The 17846-nt window shown below is 41.0% G+C and carries 13 protein-coding genes and 2 pseudogenes; 5 read left to right on the forward strand and 10 right to left on the reverse strand.

Going from position 1 to position 17846, the window contains the following annotated elements; translation table 11 throughout:
• Positions 1–13: 13 nt before the first annotated feature.
• From nirB to kam1_RS05145, 3 genes and pseudogenes are all read right to left on the reverse strand, one after another.
• On the reverse strand, positions 14–2455 hold the full coding sequence (gene nirB, locus kam1_RS05135; RefSeq protein WP_039721614.1) for a nitrite reductase large subunit NirB: 2442 nt from the start codon (positions 2453–2455) through the stop codon (positions 14–16).
• Positions 2455–4595 (reverse strand): annotated as a pseudogene (locus kam1_RS05140) (molybdopterin oxidoreductase family protein). The gene nirB and the pseudogene kam1_RS05140 overlap by 1 nt, the downstream one beginning before the upstream one ends.
• Before the next feature lie 410 nt (positions 4596–5005).
• On the reverse strand, positions 5006–6052 hold the full coding sequence (locus kam1_RS05145; protein WP_039721612.1) for a CmpA/NrtA family ABC transporter substrate-binding protein: 1047 nt from the start codon (positions 6050–6052) through the stop codon (positions 5006–5008).
• Positions 6053–6185: 133 nt separating this feature from the next.
• Here kam1_RS05145 and kam1_RS05150 point away from each other — a divergent pair, with 133 nt between their 5' ends.
• Together kam1_RS05150 and kam1_RS05155 are read left to right on the forward strand one after the other, a co-directional pair.
• Positions 6186–7097, forward strand: coding sequence for a LysR family transcriptional regulator (locus kam1_RS05150; protein ID WP_039721611.1), 912 nt, complete (start codon positions 6186–6188; stop codon positions 7095–7097).
• 94 nt (positions 7098–7191) lie between these two features.
• A complete protein-coding gene (locus kam1_RS05155; RefSeq protein ID WP_039721610.1) occupies positions 7192–8034 on the forward strand; it encodes a phosphosulfolactate synthase in 843 nt (280 codons plus the stop codon).
• Positions 8035–8108: 74 nt separating this feature from the next.
• On the opposite strand, the gene kam1_RS05160 is transcribed toward kam1_RS05155, so the two are convergent.
• From kam1_RS05160 to kam1_RS05170, 3 genes are all read right to left on the reverse strand, one after another.
• A complete protein-coding gene (locus tag kam1_RS05160; RefSeq protein WP_039721609.1) occupies positions 8109–8612 on the reverse strand; it encodes a hypothetical protein in 504 nt (167 codons plus the stop codon).
• A 3-nt stretch (positions 8613–8615) separates the two neighbouring features.
• Entirely contained in the window at positions 8616–9197 is a 582-nt protein-coding gene (locus kam1_RS05165; protein WP_039721608.1) for a hypothetical protein, read from the reverse strand.
• 66 nt (positions 9198–9263) lie between these two features.
• On the reverse strand, positions 9264–9947 hold the full coding sequence (locus kam1_RS05170) for an energy transducer TonB (protein ID WP_152606295.1): 684 nt from the start codon (positions 9945–9947) through the stop codon (positions 9264–9266).
• Positions 9948–10188: 241 nt separating this feature from the next.
• Between kam1_RS05170 and kam1_RS05175 the strand changes: the two genes are divergently transcribed.
• The 3 genes from kam1_RS05175 (at position 10189) to kam1_RS10570 (ending at position 13355) form a co-directional block, all read left to right on the forward strand.
• A complete protein-coding gene (locus kam1_RS05175; protein WP_370657538.1) occupies positions 10189–11712 on the forward strand; it encodes a glycosyl hydrolase family 57 in 1524 nt (507 codons plus the stop codon).
• 216 nt (positions 11713–11928) lie between these two features.
• Complete coding sequence (locus tag kam1_RS10565) at positions 11929–12651, forward strand: hypothetical protein (protein WP_244945965.1); 723 nt, start codon at positions 11929–11931, stop codon at positions 12649–12651.
• Positions 12606–13355, forward strand: coding sequence for a hypothetical protein (locus kam1_RS10570; RefSeq protein ID WP_244945966.1), 750 nt, complete (start codon positions 12606–12608; stop codon positions 13353–13355). Before kam1_RS10565 ends, kam1_RS10570 begins: the two co-directional genes overlap by 46 nt.
• A gap of 219 nt (positions 13356–13574) precedes the next feature.
• Here kam1_RS10570 and tnpA read toward each other — a convergent pair.
• The 4 genes and pseudogenes from tnpA to upp all read right to left on the reverse strand — a co-directional run.
• Positions 13575–13949, reverse strand: a pseudogene (gene tnpA / locus kam1_RS11240) (IS200/IS605 family transposase); the annotation flags it as partial.
• 200 nt (positions 13950–14149) lie between these two features.
• On the reverse strand, positions 14150–14440 hold the full coding sequence (locus kam1_RS10125) for a hypothetical protein (RefSeq protein ID WP_161792037.1): 291 nt from the start codon (positions 14438–14440) through the stop codon (positions 14150–14152).
• A 1200-nt stretch (positions 14441–15640) separates the two neighbouring features.
• Positions 15641–16660, reverse strand: coding sequence for a class I SAM-dependent methyltransferase (locus tag kam1_RS05195; protein WP_039722008.1), 1020 nt, complete (start codon positions 16658–16660; stop codon positions 15641–15643).
• Between the two features lie 491 nt (positions 16661–17151).
• A complete protein-coding gene (gene upp / locus kam1_RS05200; RefSeq protein WP_039722009.1) occupies positions 17152–17805 on the reverse strand; it encodes a uracil phosphoribosyltransferase in 654 nt (217 codons plus the stop codon).
• Between the last annotated feature and the right edge of the window lie 41 nt (positions 17806–17846).

Consider the following 17846-nt stretch of genomic DNA (forward strand, 5'->3'; position numbering starts at 1 on the left):
TCCTTTTAGGATTTTAGGAAATGGGATTGGGACAGCTTGTTTCAGAAGTAAATTGATAGGGAAATTCTTCCTGTTGCGCAGCTTTCCAAGGATCCTCGTAGGCTGCTATTGCCTGTTCTATTTCTCTGTCCAATCTGTTTTTTTCGGCTTCAGGAGCTGAAAGTATTGCAGATCTTATTGCTTCTATTCCCAGTCGTTCAACAAAACTATAGCTCCTTTCTGCATATTTTGCGTTTTCTCGATAGTATTGAATGAAGCGGCCGATACATAAAAGTGCTTCCTCATGATCCTTAGCGATTGTGAGAAGATCTCCAGCTCGAACCCTTGCCCCTGCAGCCCCTCCAATATAAATTTCCCAGCCTGTTCCAATAGCTACAGCCCCAATGTCTTTGACCGTGGCTTCTGCACAGTTCCTCGAACAACCACTTACCGCAAGTTTAAGCTTTGCTGGAGTTTCTACTCCCTGAAATCTCTTTTCAATTGCTATCCCAAGCTTAGTAGAATCGCCTACACCAAATCGGCAAAATTCGATTCCTACACAGGTTTTGCAGGTTCTGAAAGCTTTCGTATAGGCATGACCGCAATTCATTCCCAGCTCTTTCCATACCAAAGGCAGTTGCTCTTTTGTTAGTCCAAGCATGTCTATTCTTTGGCCTCCTGTAATTTTTATCATGGGGATCCTGTATTTTTCGGAGACATCAGCAATTTTTCGTAGTTGCTCAGGAGTGGTGATGCCTCCATAGATTCGGGGTACTACCGAATAGGTCCCATCTTTTTGGATATTTGCATGCACTCGGTCATTGATGAATCTCGCATCTGGTTCTTCTTTGTATGATTTGCCCCAGATGGTTTTTAAAAGGCTGGCTAAAGCCGGTTTGGAGGCAGCTTCTTCTTTTCCTCCTGCTAGTTGTTGAAAGACAGCTGAAACACTTCTTAGTTGTCTTTTTTTAATCTCTTCGATCAATTCTCTTTTTCTCAAAGGAATGCAAGGTACATAATAATGAATGGAAGGATCATCAGAAATTGACTTTTGAGTTGTACTCTCAAAGAGTCTTTGCACAAGACCCTTGCAACTGCCACATCCAGTTCCAGCTCGACTAATGGTCATGACTTCTTTGAGGGTAGAAGGACCTTTTTGAATAGCTTGTAAAATTTCTTTTTTCGTTACTCCATTGCAGTTACATACTTGAAAATCCTCTGGTTTGTTTTCTATTGTTTCTTCTTTTGTTATGATGGTTCCTTCGGTTAGAAGATCTTTTGGAGCACAGGTTAGGGGGAGGGATTTTTCGTAGAACTGCAGTGCGTCTAATGCGTGAGATGAAGGTCCAAGGAAAATTCCTCCAACAATCTTCTTTTCATTGATCACGATTTTCCTATAAATTCCTCGGTTTGGTTCGGCATAGAGCACAATCTCTTCCCCACCTTCTGGTTCAATGCGACCAAAAGAAAGAAGATCGATTCCGGCAACTTTCAATCGAGCAATTGGCAGAGAACCATTGTAGCCTTGTGTATGGGCTTTGCCTAAGAGTGATCGTGCGGCGATAGCGGCTTGCTGCCAAGCAGCGGCAACTAAACCGTAGGTTTGGCCATTAAACTCGATGCATTCGCCTATAGCAAAGATCCCAGGATGAGAAATCGATTCCATACGAGAATTGACAAGAATGCCTTTATTTACAGCGATCCCGGAGTTTTTAGCCAAAAGACAGTTTGGTTCAATTCCTGTAGCAATAACAACAAGATCTACTAGGGCTTCTTTGTTGTTTTCAAATAAGATGGCCAGGCTATTGCCTTTATTTTCTATGCCGATCGTTCTTGTTTTTGTCGAGACTTGGATGTTAAGTTTTTCTAACTCCTGTTTTAAAATAGCTCCCGCCATTTCATCGAGCTGCTTTTCCATCAAATGGCCCATAAGATGAATAAGACTGACCTGTAGCCCTCTTTTCATTAAACCAAAGGCTGCTTCTATCCCTAGGAGTCCTCCGCCAATGACGATTGCCTTTTCTGCATCAAAAAGGAGCCTGAGAATATTGTTACAATCGTTGATTTCTCTAAATGTGTATATTCTCTGGGCAAGTTTTCCTGATTGATCGAAAATCCCAGGCAGTTTAGGGATCGATGGAACACTCCCTGTGGCCAAGAGAAGTTTGTCATATGGAATTTTTTCTTTTTCAGTCCATACTCTTTTGTTGATAGGATCGATGTGTAAGGCTTCACAACAGGGTCTGACCACAATTCTATGCTCTTGAAACCATTGTAAGCTTTTAAGTTCAATTGCCTGAGGCTCCGTTTCCCCAGCAAGTACACTGGAGAGCAAAATTCGGTTGTAGCCAACCCTGCTTTCCTTTCCAAGCAGAGTAATCTGATAGTGCTCTATCCCTCCGATTTCGACCAGTTCTTCCAGGAATCTTATAGCGGCCATTCCGGCACCAATGATGAGGAGTTTTTCTTTTTTCATTATTTTTTTTCCTTTCTTATTGCAGTATGCGTGGTTTGCCCTGTAGGGGATTGAATCTTAGCTGCACACAGCTTGAATGAAGGCATTTTGGAAAGAGGATCAAAAAGGGATAAAGTCAGCGCATTGGCTTCTGCCTGTGCATTGGAATAAAAAGGGATAAAAAGAGTGTCGAGCCGTAGATTAGGAGATAACTTTGCTTTGAAGTATCCTTTCCCCTTTTTGTTTCTACCAAGACATATTGACCATCTTTTATTCCAAAATGACGCGCAACGGCTGGGTTTATCTCAACGATTACAGAAGGTTCCTTTTCTTGGAGTTTTTGAATAAGCCGGGTCTGAACCCCTGTTTGGTAATGATATAAAGTTCTTCCTGTTGTGAGGTAGAAAGGATATTCGCTGTTTGGTTCTTCAGGAGAAGCGATGGGATGAACGGGATGAAATTTTGCTTTTCCGTTATCTGTTGGGAATCTTTTGGGAAGGAAGATATCTTTTTGACCTTTGCTTAGGAAAGAATGGCATGGCCAATACAGTTCTTCTCCTCTAGAAAGCCTTTGGTAGGTAATTGCAGAATAATCTGCAGCTGCTCCAGCGGTAGCTCTTCGAAGTTCTTCAAAGATGGCTTGTGGATCTGAAGAAAATCTTAATCCAAAGCCAAACTTTTCAGCTAGTAAGTGAATGATTTCAAGGTCTGTTTTAACGTGTTTTGGGGGATCTAAGATTTTTGGTCTGAGCAAGACACGGCCTTCTAGATTTGTAACTGTACCTGTTTCTTCAGCCCAAATTGCTGTGGGTAAAACAACATCAGCCATCGCTGCCGTTTCGGAAAGGAAAGGATCACATACAAGGAGAAATTCCAACTGAGGGAAAAGCCGCTTGAGCTTTGAATTATTCGGAGACGATACAATAGGATTGGCTCCAAAAACGAGCATCGCTTTAATACCATGCGGCTTTTCAAGGGACTCAAAAATTTCGGTTACACTTTTGTCAGAAGATGGTAGGTCCTTTTCATCGATTTGCCAGAGTCTGGAGATATATTTCCTGTCGAATAAATCAAGATTGCTTCGAGCGCCTGGCAGTTGATCAGGTTTGAGCCCTAATTCTCTGGCTCCTTGCCCATTGCCTTGACCAGTTAAAGTACCAAATCCTGAATTTACCTTTCCTACAATTCCAAGAGCTAGAGAAAGGTTGATAAAGGAAAGGACATTAAAGACCCCTTGAGTTTGCTGTTCACACCCCCTTCCAGTAAGAATGACAATGTTCTTTTCGGTTCCTAAAAGTTCAGCTACCCTGAATAACTCTCTTTGAGAAATACCCGTCAGAGTTTCGACTTTGGCAGGCCAAAAAGAAGAAACAGAGTTAAGGATTTTTTCAAAACCATAAGTGTAATTACGAATAAAAAAGTGGTCGATCTTGTTCTTTTGGATCAACAGATAAAGCAAACCATTGGCTAGGATTCCATCGGTTCCGGGTTTTATTTGCAGATGCACATCCGCATAGGTAGCTGTTGGGGTAGGCCTTGGATCAATAGCTATGATTTTTTTGTTCCTTTTTTTCAAGCAGTCAAAATGGGTCCGAATGGGAGGCATGGTTTCCAGTGGGTTTGTTCCAACCAGTAAGAGCAAATCAGTATGGGCAATATAGTCGATGGGAAAGGGTAGCCCTCTATCTATTCCCAAAGCCATTTCAAGAGCTTTAGATGCCGAAGCCATGCAATATCTTCCGTTGTAATCGATTGCTGAAGTTTGCAAGACAACACGGGCGAATTTTCCAAGGAGATAAGCTTTTTCATTGGTTAGACTACCGCTCCCATAAACGAATATAGAACTATTTCCCCAATGGGATCGAATCTGGGAAAGCTTTTCTACTATAAATGAAATAGCCTCTTCCCAATTAGATTCTCTGAAGGCATTATCTTTTTTGTATCGGATGAGTGGATTAAGAACTCTTTTAGGATGCCTAATTAAGGCAGTGGCCTGCCATCCTTTAATGCAAATTTCACCTTTATTTGTAGCAAAGTCTCTTGGTTCTACCCTAAACTCATGGCTATCCTGGACAACCCATATGGCACACTGATAACTACAAAAGGGACAATGCGTTGGATATTTTGTATAGATTCTTTCTTTATTATGCTTTTCTATCATGTTTCGTTTGAAACAAGAAAAGCAAATAATATTCCTTATTTAACAATTTGGTTAAAATATTCCATGAAATCTTTGGAATCAATCTATTACATAAACGCATATATCATCTCATATCTATGATATAAAGTTATTATATTCTTTAGCACTGGATTCATTTCGCATGGTTATGGGATCAAGGTCGTTTTTGATTAAATGGAGAGAAAATGAGAGGATAGAGAAAAGGTTTGCTCTTAAGATGGATTGGTTTTATAGGAAAGGGACAGTCGTAATGAAAAGGGATGAGATTGCGTTAAAGCATGGAATAGGTCTTCGAAAAAATCTTTAAAAAAAATTCTTAGCTAATTTAGCTTGATTCAAGCTATTAGCGTGCTTCCTATTGACAGCCATTTTTCTGTTTTTTCTAGAATGATTCAAATAGAAATGGGCAAGGTATTTGTTTTTTGTTGAGCTACTATTTTTTCGGCTTGCTTATAAATTTCGGTATCAAAAAACGATCGGCTTTTTCTTTCTCCTATCTTTAATAATCCCGAATTTACCATTTCATTAACAATCCACTGTTCCTTTTCTTTTGAGGGGCAATTGGCATTGCCTTGACTAAAGACATGAAATGCCTGTCCTGGAATAAAGATATTTTTTCCCATTCGAAAAGGTCCAATAAGGCTGTGTTGAAGCACTTCAAGAGGCTGAGCAATCCATCTTCCATAGTGCAGCATGTCGGCCAAATCCTGCCTGTTATGAGGGCTGTCTGCCCATTGGCAGGCTTCTATAAGACAGCCAACAATCCGTATATGTTCTTCCCTTTTTCTTTCTTTGTACTTTGCATTTGCAAGCAACACTTTTTCGGGATGTCTAGGAGCTAGGTCAAGACTTGTAGCCACACAAAAACCCGTTTTTTCGAACAGTGAAACAGAATTCCATGGTTCTCCAACACAAAAGCCATCAATAAACCCTTCTTTGAGGTGAAGAGGCATTTGGGGAGGAGGTAAGGGAACAAAGCGAATATCTCTTTGTGGATTTAATCCTATCTTTTGAAGCCATCGGAGAAGGAGAAAATAGTGGCTTGAAAAAGTGGAGGCTACCCCAAAAAGTAGGGGAAAGGTGCTGGTAGCCTTTATAATCCTTCCATAGTTTTCAAGAGGTTCATTTTCTAAGATCGAGCCATATTTTTTGGAAAGAGTGATTGCATTGCCATTAAGATTCAAAACGAAGGCCGTTGAACATCGACAGGGAACCGATTTTAAACCATAGTTCAAGACTATGGGCAGACCACAGACGGCTTGAGCAAAATCCAACTCTTCATAGACAATCTTCTCCCGGATCGTTGCCCAGCCAGGCTCAGGGCTAAGTTGAACGTCAAAACCCCATTTTTTAAATAATCCCATTTCTAAAGCTACGACCAACGGAGCACAATCGATCAAAGGAATGTAACCAATGGTTATTTTAGATCCTATTCTCAATGTCCTAACTCCTCGGGTTGTGTCCCTTTGTCCATACTTTGTCTCTTTTATCAAGCAGTTAGAATGCCAAATGGGGATCCAAATGGATATTGAATAACATGTATAAATAGAATAGGATTTATAAAAAAATAGTATGGCTTATCCCATCGATAGTCGAGCTCTTTACATTTTTGTCAATACTGCTGAATCCGAAAGCTTTTCACAGGCCGCAAAATCATTGCATCTGAGTCAACCGGCTGTGAGTCGAACAATCCAATCGTTAGAAGAAGAATTAGGATGTCGACTTTTTGATAGGGAAGGAAAGAATCCTTCGCTTACGGCTATTGGGAAAGAATTTTTAGTCTTAGCAAAAGAAATTTTGGCAGGAATGGAAAAAGCCAGAATTGATATAGAAAATCTTAAAAGGGAAGGACCCAAAAAAATTGTTTTTTCAACAAGCTCGCTTAGTTGTCAATATTTCATTCCACAGCTTTACAGGGAATTCCAAGAAAGTTTTCCAGACTGCCTTTTCTCAATCATTCCAGCCAATTCTCCTTTGGCGATTGAATTGGTCGAACAGAAAAAAGTGGATTTTGCCCTTACCATTAAGCCAATAGTTCCCTTTGAAGGATTGGCTATGCTAGAACTTTTCCAGGATGAAGTCCTTTTTCTAGTTAGCTCTTTTCATCCGCTTACTCGAAAAAAGGACATTTCTAAAAAGGAGATAGAAACTGCTCATTATTTGATAAAAAATAAGAACGATACTACTTTTCATATTGTAGAGAAGGCATTTGCCGAACAATCTTTGTATCCAAAAAATTTCATCGAATTAGCTGAAACCGGCTCCATTAAGGAGATGGTCAAAATGGGTCTTGGGATTGGTATTTTACCAGGTTGGATTGCCAAAGAAGAACTAAAAAAAGGCAAGCTTCTCTCTCTTTCTTTAATTGCCAGACCTATTATCAGAAAATGGGTCTTCGTATATAAAATGGGAAGAAAACTCAGCCTTTTGGAAACCACTTTTTTGGAGCTCTGTAAAACAATTCTTCCTAAAAAAGTAAGCTGATTAAACTTGGTGGACTTTCTTTTTTCTTTTACTCTTCTTCAATACTAAAAGATTTTTTTTCATAAAATTCATAAAAAAATCAAAGGAGCCGCCTATGGATGTTGCTAATGAAAAAAACGAGCGGGCATTTGACTTTATTCCTCTTAATGAAAGAGAACAGAAGCCTAGAAAAGTTGGCCTCACTGAAATCCGTGGACCTTATTACACCCCTGTTGGTAAGCACTATCTAGAAGATTTATTCGACACAATGGGAAACTATATTGATATTCTTAAGTTTGCTGGGGGCTCTTTTACATTGATGTCTAAAAGAGCCCTGGAAGACATCATAAACCTTTGCCATAGTCACAATGTTTTGGTATCCACGGGAGGATTCATCGAAAGAGTATTGACGATGGGGTCAGAATTGATTGACAACTATGTGAATGAGTGCAAATCGATCGGTTTTGATATTATTGAGATTTCAGCTGGCTTTGTTACCGTTCCATTTGATGATTTGCTTCGCCTCGTTGAAAAAGTGCAAAAAGTGGGCTTAAAAGTGAAACCGGAGGTAGGAGTACAGTTTGGAGCCGGAGGGGCTACTAGAGCTGAAGAACTAGAAGCAGAAGGAATAAAAAGTACAAAATGGGCAATCAAACAGGCAAAAAGGTTTCTAGAGGCTGGGGCCTATCTAATAATGGTAGAATCAGAAGGGATCACTGAAAATGTTGCTGTGTGGAAAAGGGAGATTATAGCAGAGTTTATTGATCAACTAGGATTGGAAACACTAATGTTCGAAGCAGCTGATCCAGAGGTATTTTCTTGGTATATTAAGGACTATGGCCCGGAGGTGAATCTTTTTGTCGATCACAGTCAGATTGTTCAATTAGAATGTTTACGGTCAGGGATTTGGGGAACGAAAAGCACTTGGGGTCGAGTAGTGACATATAAAAAGTCATAAAAAGGTCAACGGACTATTTTCTAAGGATAATTATCTGTGTTTCTGGAATCTCCTATTTGTACAAAAAAATGAATTCAGTCGTGAGAAATTTTTGGTGGTTCAACGGTTACTAAAGTAATGATGAAGTTTTTCTCTGAATTTTGGACAATGGCAGCGACTTTTGCGGGAGTTGTCGCAGGTATGGAGAATGTTGCTGGAGCTTTTTTAATGAGGTTGTTTAGTGATTTTTTGGGACTGACAATTAAAACAAATGTTTTTGTTCCCTCCATCCTTTTATTAGAATGAACTTTAGGAGTTTCTTCTAATATTTGGAATTTAGATCGTAAGGGAATCGCTTCGATGACTTCAGGAGCAATGACTGATTTAAAGGCAAATTCTCCATAAGACCAAAGGTTTTCACGGAGTTCCCCTTGGATATCGGCAAGTTTTGGGATTTCTTCTATTGGAACCAAGTGGGAGTTTTCTTTACTAAACCCAAGTCTTTTATATTCTTTTAGAGCCGTATTTTTTTCTGCCGCATAAGAAAAAGCCAAGAAGAATAAAAATATCCAAACAAAGGATAAAAAAGCATGTTTCATCGTTTATTCTTGGGACAATATTTGAGGAGGGGAAATCATTTCTAACTCCATGAGATGATACCCAGCGTCTGTTTTCATATTTACAAGGACCCTTGCAGGGGCCTCTGGAGAGATATAAAGAATGGAATTCTTTTTAATTGGAGGACAGCTCGAATGAACGACTAGAATCACATGATCGAGGTGCTGACTGCTGAAAAATGCTGGAACGCCGATCAATGGCCAAAAAATGATACCTGCACCCACAGCCATTCCAGAAGAACTGGCTATTCTCTTGGTCTTATCTCCAGCTATCAAACATACAATTAACCCATCTTGTGGACCACTTTGTGCTTCAAATTTTCCATAGACCCAAAGATTGGAAGGACAAATCCCTCGTTTTTGTATCGCTGCCGAGCGAAGGCGTTGAACTTTAAATAGTTCTTTTTTGTTTTCAATTAGGTAGCCAGTTTCACTCTCTTTTGAGGTTACCTTCTTTTGGATACTATTCTTCTTGTTTATCTCCTGATTGTTAGCGAAGACTAAGGAAGAAAAGACCAAAAAAAGGGTATAAAAAAAGACGATCCAATACTTTTGAAAAATAGACATGAAATCTAGCAAAACGGTAGCTAACTATAGGAAAAAAAAAGCGTCCATCAAGATTAAAATAGATTTTTACCGAGGAATATAACTTGTCTGATAGTATTTTTCATTGGATAGGGGAGGAGAATCATCCAGTTCGAAGGTTACCGCTTCTTTAATGACCCGATTAACATGCAGTGGAAATTTCCAATGGGAATCTATCCAATCTTTTGCTGTTTTATCAAGAAGAGGATATCCAGAAGAGCGAACGATTTGAGAGTTGACGATTTTTCCTTTCCGCACATCGAGCAGAATAACGACCGTCCCTTCCATATGCCGAAGACGAGCTTCATATGGATAAGGGGGTGGGGAAAGGAAAGAAGTGGATAAAGAATATTGAATATACTCTTTGTTAGGTTTGTTAGGCGTATGGAAAGCGCATCTTTTTGTTTGAGATTGAGGAATAGCTCGCGGACTATTCAGGAGGTGTTTCGGTCCTTCCGGATTAGCTGGCAACGGAGAAGGAATAGGGGGAAGAGGAGGTTTTGGGGCTTCAGCAATAGGGAGAGAAGAAGAAGAATGCTCTGAACTGGAAACAAGGTCAATAAAAGAAGAAGAATCTGTTTGAGAAAAATAATTACTTTTTTCTATTTCAGAACTATTCTTGTTTGGAAGAGAAATCAGTGCTAGCAATCCATGAACGCTGGCAGCTAAAAACATACAAAGTAAATAGGCCAGTTTTTCTTTTGAAAAATAACCAAAAGCTTTAGCAATCATTTCTTTTTCTTTTTTTACTTGTAAAAGCAAAAAGCATGCCAATTTATAACTCTCTAATTACAAATGACTTAATGATGCCTTTCTGCTCGTTTTTTAATTGCTTACGTCAAGAGCTTGTAAATTGCAGAAAATGGTTTTAGGCTGTTGGAATTGAAAAAAAAATTCCGAAAGGAAAAGTTGGGAATATAAACTGCCTGACAGGGAAAGAATATTAGAGAAATGCACTACTGGAGGACATATGATGGGTGAGTTACCTGTTTTTTGCGGTAAAGAAAAAGAGCTTAAAGAGGCAATACAAAAACAAGAGAAGATTACTTTAGATACTACTGGAATTGATTTCGAGCAGATAAAAAGTGCCGCATCCATTGCTCTTCATATGCATCAGCCTTTAATACCAGCTGGCGGTACAGACTTAAGATCTGCTCGGATAATCAGTAACTTACAGTTCATGCTGGAACATTTGGGGGAGGGCGATAACCATAATGCGCCTGTTTTTCAGTGGTGCTATCAACGAATGGGAAAGTTTATTCCTGAATTACTCTCGCAAAATAAACAGCCCAGGGTGATGCTCGACTATTCGGGTTGCTTGCTTTATGGCTTTGAACAAATGAGAAGTCGAGATATCCTGGATGCACTCAATACTCTTGCTAACGATACTGCTTGTCGAAAAGCAACAGAATTTCTCGGAACAGCCTGGGGACACACCGTAGCTCCTTCCACTCCAATTCAGGATTTTCGTTTGCATGTTGAAGCCTGGCAACAACACTTTGGTAGTCTTTTTGGCTTTGAGGCTTTGTCTCGTGTCAGGGGATTTTCTCCACCAGAGATGGCCCTTCCCAACCATCCTGATGTTGCCTATGCTTTTGTGAGAACACTGTTAGATTGTGGATACAAATGGGTTTTAGTTCAAGAGCATACGGTGGAAAGACCGGATGGTCATCCTCTGTCCTTTAAGCATATTCCTCATCGACTTGTTTGTGTAAACGCCAACGGAGAGGTAGCTTCGATCATTGCTATTATAAAAACTCAGGGATCCGATACAAAGTTAGTGGGTCAAATGCAACCATGGTATGAGGCTAAGGGTCTTAACCGTATTCAATTTTGTGGTAAAGCTCTCCCTCCACTCGTTACCCAAATCGCTGATGGGGAGAATGGAGGAGTCATGATGAATGAATTTCCCTCGAAATATTTTGAAGTTATAAGAGAATCTTCTTATAGTCCTACCCCGGTTGTAAACGTTAGCGAATATCTTGCTTATCTCGAACAGTTAGGACTAAAACAAGAAGACTATCCTCCTATTCAACCGATCCATCAACATTATCTTTTTCAAAAGTTCGAACCAGGGGATGGCACACGAAAACTTTCCGAAACAATCGTAAAGATAAAAGAAGAAAATCCTCGTTTTTCCATGGAAGGAGGAAGTTGGACGAACAACATTTCTTGGGTGAAGGGTTACGGAGATCTCCTTGGTCCAATGGAACGGTTAAGTAGCCTTTTTTATGAAAAAGTACTTCAAAAGGGAATTTCTTCAAATGAAGAGAAGTACAGGCAAGCTTTGTTTTATCTGCTAGTGAGTGAGACAAGTTGTTTTAGATATTGGGGTACAGGACTCTGGACTGAGTATGGAAAAGAAATTTGTAGACGAGGGATCGAATTTATAGAAAAAATTTTTAGAAAAAACAGTAGCTTTATAAAGACACTTAGAGGCTATTTTAAAAGATTTTCTTTGCTTTGCCGACCTTGTTTGTACCATTCTTCTAGGTAAATTTTATCTTCTTTCTAATAGAAAAGTTTTTGTTTAAAAACAGATCACTTTTCTCTTCTTTTCAGTCTTTATAAGGAAAGCAGCCTTAGATTGAAAAATTAACATTTTCTTATTTTTCTAAGTCCCAACACCAATTTTTCTTCAGAGATAGAATAAATTTCTGGGAATAAAGCCTTCTGCTTTTTGCTTGTGTCTTTTAGAAGATCCATTTTTGTCATGAAAAAATTGTATCTATTTTTCCATCGTATTACTTGTTGTGTTTGTGTCTTAAGCTTTTGGTCTTTGGAAGAGTTTTGTTTTGCAGGCAACGAAGATGATGGCGTTATTATTGATAAAACAAAAGAAAAGAATCAAAACTTGCCGAATGTTTCTCCAACTGAGATTTTCAATAAACTATCCAATAGAAAAGACCCATCTTTAAGTACTCAAAATATACCCACTTCGATAGCTCCGGAAACGGTTGTTTTGGGTAGAGAACCTTCTCTGCTTCTACCCTGGGAAAATAGCAAAGTAGATTTAGATTCTCGAGAAATATGGTCGGACAAAATAGCAGCTAGTGATGCTCCAGCTGGCCTAATGGGAACCGCTCATATGCATAGGAAATACCAACCGATGATTGGTTTCTGGTGGATGTATATGAACATGGGGCCAGATTATTATCAGGGGAGCGATGCAATGAATCTCAATGGATTAGAAGCCATACGCTTTGCTGGTAAACCCGTGGCTATGGGTGATGTTTCGATGTTTATGGAACAGTACATGCCGATGCTCATGCTTGGATTGACGGACAATTTAACTTTTATGGCAATGTTTCCCATATGGAACAAGCAAATGGATATGGTAGGATTGCCCATGGGCGGATTTATGTCAGGAGGAATGCATGGAGTGGGGGAATGCATACTGGTTCTGGAGGATTCCCTTTACAGCCTATGCCTCTAGGAAGCCGCATGTCTATGAAAGCTGTTGGCCTTGGAGACGTTAATTTTCAATGGATCTATAAACTGTTAGATTTCCATAGGCATAGGCTTCAAATCAACTTCGGTTTTTCAGCTCCTACAGGATCGATTGATGAAACAATGTCTGATATGGCTGGACACCGTGTTTTCCCTTATGACATGCAGCTTGGTTTAGGTGTCCCAGCTTTCATTGGGGCGGTAACGTATCTTGGACAAAGCGAAGCGAGGGATTGGGGATGGGGGGTGCAAGGTTATACGACTGTTCCTCTTGGTCGAAATTCTCAAGGGTATGCATGGGGAAATTCGTTTTTTGGAAATGGCTGGATTGCTTATAACTTTACCGATTGGATTTCTATTAATGTCAGTGGTGTTGGTTCCTATCAAGGTGGGATTCATGGGGCTAACCCTGTTAACGAACTTTCAATTCGAACAGCCCCTTTTATTGCAATGCCTGATATCGTTGCAACTTGGACAGGTGGAGAATGGGCTGGAGCAGCCTTAGGTATGAATATGAGGATGCCAGGTTTCGCAAGAGAAGGCTTCCAAAAAGTAGCAATCTCTCCAGAAAGTGCCTTGCAAGGAAATTTCCTTACGGCTCAGATTGTCAAACCCGTTTATCAATCTTGGAACGGTGTTCAATATGGAATGAACTGGATGGCAACTTTATCATGGCAATGGTGGTATTGAAAATTCTCCTTAGGGCTCAAGCATGATTCTTGCCTACAAGCATCGTACTTGTGATTTGAACTAAAGGCAGGCAATATCTACTGTCCGTGGATGGGAGTAATCTATCATGTGCTTCTTCATGTTTGAGCGCTAATTGAAAGAGAGGTTGAAAGGCCCAACACTATGATAGTGGCGCGACGCGGGAATACCCATCCATTTCAATGGATGGGATGAAAGCGTTTACTTGACTTGGCATTCCGATATGTATCTGCGCACAACCTCCGCAGAGACGCTTCCGGCAGTACCAACGTAGTCCGCCTGCGTCCAGAGCTGCTCATGTCCGCAAACCTTTTTGAGCTTTAGAAACCGTTCCCGCAATTTCCTCGACGGGTAGTCTTTCAGCAGACCAACGATGGTCGCTGGAGCCCATCGCGGCGGTGCGGATACCAAACAATGGACATGGTCGATATCGGTTTCCAAGGCCAGCAGTCTAAATCCGTGTTGCGCACAACACTCCGCGATAAACCGTTTGCAGGCGCTTTCCACCTCGCCGACCAACACTTTTCGGCGATATTTCGGAATCCAGACGAAAGGATAAGCAATCTGGTAATGCGTCCATCGCGTTTTTCCTGCCTTGCAGGGGCTCGTTCATAACACTAGCATACCAGAAGTAGAATGGGTACGCATACTGTTTCTAAAGGGCATTCCCCGACGTTTGCCATCCCTCATTCGGGATGGGCAGATGGAATCTGCTCGCCTCTGGATCTTGTGCCGGGACATGCACCTTGCAGCTAGGCTCAAAAACCAGCCATGGCCTAGCAAAAGCCAGTTTCACGAAGCAACCAGAGGAGGTAAATTCTCCCTGCACTCGCAGCGTATTCAGCAAGTATTTCGAGCAGTTGAGGCTGCTGTGCAGTCAGCCAAGAATAATCGCAAGGCTGGACGCCAGAACATCCGTTACCCCTACAAGGACAAATGCTTCTACCCGTTGCTGTAGCCAGCCCAAGCCATGCATCTGGAAGAACATCGCATTGAGTTGCCGATGGGACGCGGCCGACCATCCTTGAGGCTTCCACCCCCGGAGTGGCTGAACACTCCTTGCGCATGTAAAATTGTCTGGAATGGGATTCATAACGAACTGCCTGTTACTGTCAGCGAGGCTGATGAGTATTTGACTGCTTCGGTGTCAGACGAAAAACGGGCCACGGCAGATCTAGGGCAAATTCATCAAGCGGCAATTGTATCCAATGATGGCAAGGCGCTGGTCGTTTCCGGACGCGGGATTCGTTCTCTGAAGCGATTGCACAGCAAACAGCTTGGCGAAATCCAGAAAAAGCGTTTGCGCTGTGCAAAGGGTTCGCGGCGTTGGCGCAAGCTTGGGCGGAGAGGCGCGAAGCTCACGTTGCGTTGCAAACGCCCTATGCGTGTGATCTCCGTCACAAGGGGACACGTCAAGTCATCGACTTCTGCAAAGAGCACGAAATACAGTCGCTTTTCGTAGGCAACCCAGATGGGGTGAGAAAAAACCGAGCTGGTCGTCATCATAACCAGCGCATGAGCCAGTGGGAGTACGGTGCAAGAAAGACCGCATCGTGTGCTTCATCGGGGAGGAGCGTGGTACGTCCAGCCGATGTCCTGTATGCGGCCATCGCCATAAACCGAAAGGACGCAACTGGTGATGGAAAGCGTGTGGATTCAAAGGCCACAGGGATATCGTGGGCGCAGTGAATATGCATGCAATTGCCTATGGTCAGGTGGTGTTGTTTCCAAAACGCATCACGTATCTAAGTCTGGGAACTATCCGGCGTAGTAGTAGCCTAGACACGGGCCGAAGTTGTTTAGCCGAATCGCAAGCGTCAAGCACCACGCCGGAAACGGCGCGGGTTCCCTCCGGGAACTGCCTCTATAGCTTGTGAGACGTGGCTAGAAGCCCATCCCCTTTAGGGGATTGGGAGTATCACTGTCAAACCTGAGGGGGAACATCATCGTCATAGTGCATTGGAACTAGCTGATGTATTTTAGCCGTGAGATTCTGGCAACGGATCATATACTTGATGAAAACCAAGGAATATTATAGTGGAGAAGGATCTGGCTGTAAGCAGGTTATTAAAAATTCAAAGCTGATCTGGTACATGGTCTACATAGGTTTGGCCTAGCTTGAGCAGGGACTTGCCTATGATAAAATAGTGGTATGGGATGTTAGTCGGTGAAGTCGAACCTTTGCTTTCGAATACCAAAATATAAGAACATTTTTAGCCTGTCTTTAGACAAATGAAAATAGATGTTCTAAGGTATGTTTTTGATGATCACTTTTTAGCAGCAACTATCAGCGGAGAATGGTAGCCAATATCATAGTAAGAAAATTTTGTAAATCCAACTTCTCTTAGCCATTCTTCATATTCTTCTGCAGAATAAATACCCCCTTCTTTTGTATTTACCAGCATGCGTAGTCCAAAGAGCACAGCTTCTATTGGTTCAGTGCGCTGACGGTTCGGTAAAAATTCTAAAATGGCAATTCGCCCATCAGTATCTATAATTTTTGCAATTTTTTTAAATAATCTCCGGCTTTTGTTTTCTCCTTCTGAATGGAGGATATGACCAAAAATTACAAGGTTGAAATTTTTCTGAGGATATTCAATCTCCTCAATGTTTCCAGCTAAAAACTCATAGCGATCTTCCATTCCATGTCTTTGAACATAAGCTTGAGTATAAGCAAGGACTTTGGGAAAATCCACTGCTGTAACCTTTGTTTGTTTATTAGCCAAGGCAATAGCAAGACTCCAAACAGCCGATCCACAGCCTATATCTAACACTTCAAGTGTATGGGAAGAAGTAGCTTCTCCAATAATTGCTTGTGCTGCCTTTACTGCAGGATTCCGATGCAAAATATGAAGAAACCTAATCAGCTTTGGAAAGAACTCTTCAGCTTTGCTTTGCGTTTCTACTCCTTCTGGAGGGCCTCCTTTGAGAACCGCCTCGGTCAACATTTTCCAGTCTTCATTAAGAAATGAATCTTGTAAGAAATCACCAATGTAATCTTGGCTCTCCTCAACTAACAACTCTTTGGAAAGGGAAGAAAGTTGGTAGCTTTCTTTGTCTTTTTCAAGAAGGCCTAATGCCGTAAGCCCATCCAGAAAAAAACTAAGGCCTCTTAAGCTTGCTCCCGTGATATTGGCTATTTCTCTAAGAGTCATTTTATGATTGTTAAGGATCTTAAAAATGTGCAGTTGAAAAGCGGTTTTTAAAATATGATTTGCTCTTGTATCATTAATAAATGTAAAGAGATGTAAAGGATTGAAAGGAAATTCAAAAGAAGTCTTGCTCATATTATATTGGGTTTACTATTTTTTTAAAATAAAGTAAATCTAATAAAGATATCGGTAACTATCACCCCACACACAAATTTGGCTTCTTTCTGCTTTTTTTATCTACTTCAGGCTGTATCTTTTTATTAGTTTTTTTTATAACAATATGCTCTTTCTCAGATTGGAAACATGACGCAGGTCGATTTCGAAGCTTGGCTAGTCACGAGGATGTAGAAAAGACTACGATTTGATGGCAAGACTCATTCGGTCATGATCTACTAGTGTGGCTGGTAGCTTAGGCATCTGTTGCTGGCTATGTGTAAGAGGACATATCTAGCCAGTGGAGCAATTCTCCATCGCATTCTCAATGCAGCGATCAATTTATGGAATTTGGTCATGAGTTCTACTGTCTTGAGCCTGTGGTAAGAAAGCTATAGCGGACAAAGGGTAGGGCGAGTGTGCAATCGGCCACGACGGGCTAGCTAGTCAGCTTTTAGTCTATTTAGACAGTATTAAGGAGATCCTTTGGAAACGGAAGATTCTTCAAATAGACCAAAAAGTCTATCTCCAGCATCCCCTAAACCAGGAAGAATAAAACCGTTGGGATTGATTTCACGATCCACACATCCAGTGATAATTTCAACATCGTCAAAGGCCTGCTGGATTTGTTTAATTCCTTCGGGACTTGCGATGCAACAGACGACTCTGATGGATATGGCCCCACAGTCTTTTAAAAATTTAATCGTTTTGACCATGGTATGCCCTGTCGCTATCATAGGATCGAGAATGAAGATATGATGATGGGGCTTTATACTGGGAATTGGCCCATAATAAAGGGTACTTTCTAATGTCTTTTCATTTCTTACGGCTCCTAAAAAAAAGACTTGGGCTTCTGGAATAAGCAACTGAAAACTTTTTAGCATGCCAAGACCCGCACGAAGAATTGGAGTTAGGATGATTTCTTGACCAAAAATAAATGTCGAAGTCTTTTCAAGAGGAGTCTCGATTTCAGTAGGCTCCAAGGAAAGACTTTTAGTGGCAAAGGAAGCTAATATAGAAGAGACTTGATCCATGTAAAGTCCAAAAAGGCTTTTGGGTGTGTTCTTATCTCTGAGTCGTGTTAACCGATCAATAAGCAAAGAATGTTCTATTATCTGTAATGACATTTGATTTTAAAGCTGTACTTTCAAGTAATAAAAGCAATATT

Origin of the sequence: Methylacidiphilum kamchatkense Kam1 (assembly GCF_007475525.1) — a bacterium.
GTDB lineage: Bacteria > Verrucomicrobiota > Verrucomicrobiia > Methylacidiphilales > Methylacidiphilaceae > Methylacidiphilum > Methylacidiphilum kamchatkense.